The following is a 2680-nucleotide window of genomic DNA, read 5'->3' as shown; positions in this document are numbered from 1 at the left end:
CGGTTTCGCGCAGCGCCCGTTCGCGGGCGACTTCCGTGCGCTGAAGCGCGCGGCGCATCTCGATGTCGCGTTCCTGCTCCAGGCGCGCGGTTTCGCTCTCGCGCTCGATCTCCAGCGCCTGCCGCTCGGCTTCCAGATTGCGGGCGCGGATCTTGATCATCGAGTCCTGCTCGATGTCGTTGCGCAGCTTCCGCTTGGCCTCGATGTCCTGCATCAGCTGGGTCAGGCCCTCGGCGTCGAACCGGTTCGAGGGGTTGAAGAACTCCAGATCGGTCTGGTCGAGATCGGTGATCGCGACCGATTCCAGCTCCAGACCGTTCTGGGCGAGAGCTTCGGCCGCGTTGGTCTTGACCCGCACGACATAGTCGCCGCGGCGCTCGTGCATCTCCTCCATCGTCATTTCGGATGCGACCGAGCGGATCGCGGAGATGAACTTGCCGGCGAGGAGGGCGTGCAGCTGCCCGGGTTCCATGGTGCGGCGGCCGAGCGTGGCCGCGGCGATCGAGACCGCTTCCCGGGTCGGCTGCACCCGGACATAGAAGTCGGCTTCGATGTCGACGCGCATGCGGTCGCGGGTGATCACGGCATCCTGCCTGGAGCGCACGATGCCCATCGGCAGCACGTTCATGTTCACAGGCGTGTAATCGTGGATGAACGGCAGCACGAAGGCGCCGCCATTGATCACCACGCGTTCGCCGAGGAAGCCGGTCCGGACGAACGAGGTCTCCTTGGAGGAGCGGTGGTAGAGCCAGTTCACGATATAGACGCCGACCACGATCACGACGATCGCGACGATCAGCCAGAGGATCAATTCACCGACCAGCATCCCTGACATCTTTCCCTCCCTCGTACCTTCGGCGTTATCGCGCGCCGATCGCCTTGAATTGACGCACCTGTTCCGTCAGCGCCCGTTCCACGGGCAATCGCTCCATCGAGGACGCGCCGTAGAAGCCGTGGCAATGGCGGGTGCTCTTCATGATGAAATCGGCATCGGCGGGATCCGCGATCGGACCGCCATGCGCGAGCACCAGGATGTCGGGATTGACGCTGAGCGCCGCGGACGCCCAGGTGTCGATCTGCGCTGGACAGTCCTTGAGCTTGGCCGCCGTCTGCGCGCCGATCGAGCCGCCGGTCGTCAGGCCCATGTGGCAGACGATGATGTCGGCGCCGGCGATCGCCATCGCGGCGGCCTCCTTCTCACTGAACACGTAGGGTGTCGTCAGCATGTCCTTGTCGTGCGCCTTGGCGATCATGTCGATCTCCAGCGCATAGGACATGCCGGTCTCTTCGAGATTGGCGCGGAACGTGCCGTCGATCAGGCCGACGGTCGGAAAGTTCTGCACGCCCGCAAACCCCAGCGCCTTCAACTGATCGAGGAAGACGTCCATGTCGCGGAACGGATCGGTGCCGTTGACACCCGCAAGCACCGGCGTTCGGGTGACCACGGGCAGCACTTCGTTCGCCATTTCCAGCACGATGGCATTGGCATCGCCGTACGCCATCAGCCCGGCGAGCGAGCCGCGGCCGGCCATCCGATAACGGCCGGAATTGTAGATGACGATGAGATCGACGCCGCCGGCCTCTTCGCACTTGGCCGATAGCCCGGTGCCGGCGCCGCCGCCGACGATCGGCTCGCCGCGCCTCGCCATGTCGCGAAACCTCGTCAGCAGCGCTGCGCGTTCAAACCTTGGCATCGGTCACCTCGCTAGTCTCCGCCGCGCGCCGGTGCGGCCGAACAGGGTTCGGAATGCACTGACGATGGCGGCGGCGAATTCGGGATCGTTGATGTTCTTGGGCATGCGGATGAGCTGGCGATTGCCGGTCTGCCGCACGGTGCGCTCCAGGGTGCGGAACAACGAGGCGTCGGCATCCTGGTCCCAGAACGGCTGGCCTCGCGCGTCGAGTGCGGAGACGCCGGCCTCTGGCAGGAAGAAGCGCACAGGGCCGTCCATCTGGTTGAGCCGCTCGCCAATCCAGCGGCCCATCCGCTCGTTCTCTTCCACGGTGGTCCGCATCAATGTCACCTGCGGATTGTGGACGTGGAACTTGCGGCCGCGATAGCGTTCGGGAATGGTGTCGGGCGCGCCGAAATTGACCATGTCGAGGGCGCCGACCGAGCCGACATAGGGGATGCGCGTGCGGATGATCGCGCCGAAACGGTCCTCCGTCGCCGGAAACACGCCGCCCATGAGCAGGTCGCAGACCTCGGTCGTGGTGAGGTCGATCACGCCGGCGAGCTGTCCCGACTCGACGAGCTTTTCCATGGAACGGCCGCCGACGCCGGTGGCATGGAAGACCAGGCACTCGAAATCGTCACGCAGATCGGCGGCGATCTTCTGTACCGCCGGCGTCGTCACGCCGAACATGGTGATGCCGATTGGGGGCAGCTTGCTGGTCTCGTGCGCCGTCGCGGCGCGTCCATCCAGTCGTGCCTTGACCATACCAGTGAGCGCATTGGCGCCGTTGGCCAGCACCGCGCGCAAAATTGAGTTCAGCCCCTGCACGTCGGTGACCGAGTACATCATCGTGATGTCGGCGGGGCCGACATAAGGTCCGACGTCACCGGACGCGACGGAGGAGATGATCAGCTTGGGCACTCCGACCGGGAGCGTGCGCATCCCCGGCGCGACCAGCGAGGCCGCGCCGGAGCCACCGGCCGAGATCACGCCGGCGATGTTAC

3 protein-coding genes are annotated in these 2680 nt (G+C 65.5%); all 3 read right to left on the bottom strand.

Annotated elements, in window-relative coordinates; genetic code table 11:
* Nucleotides 1–835 (bottom strand): flotillin family protein (locus MOV75_RS33800; RefSeq protein WP_247007505.1); only part of this gene is annotated, 835 nt, incomplete at its 3' end.
* Nucleotides 836–860: 25 nt separating this feature from the next.
* Entirely contained in the window at nucleotides 861–1694 is an 834-nt protein-coding gene (locus tag MOV75_RS33795) for a phosphoenolpyruvate hydrolase family protein (RefSeq protein ID WP_246931333.1), read from the bottom strand.
* Nucleotides 1695–1697: 3 nt separating this feature from the next.
* Nucleotides 1698–2680 (bottom strand): Tm-1-like ATP-binding domain-containing protein (locus MOV75_RS33790; protein WP_247007504.1); only part of this gene is annotated, 983 nt, incomplete at its 5' end.

Source organism: Bradyrhizobium sp. PRIMUS42, from assembly GCF_023006515.1.
Taxonomy (GTDB): Bacteria; Pseudomonadota; Alphaproteobacteria; order Rhizobiales; family Xanthobacteraceae; genus Bradyrhizobium.
This window is presented reverse-complemented; position numbering and strand designations above follow the sequence as displayed.

Excerpts from the sequence above, each read along its gene's own strand:
- MOV75_RS33795 (WP_246931333.1), bottom strand. The coding sequence starts at position 1,694 with ATGCCAAGGTTTGAACGCGCAGCGCTGCTGACGAGGTTTCGCGACATG.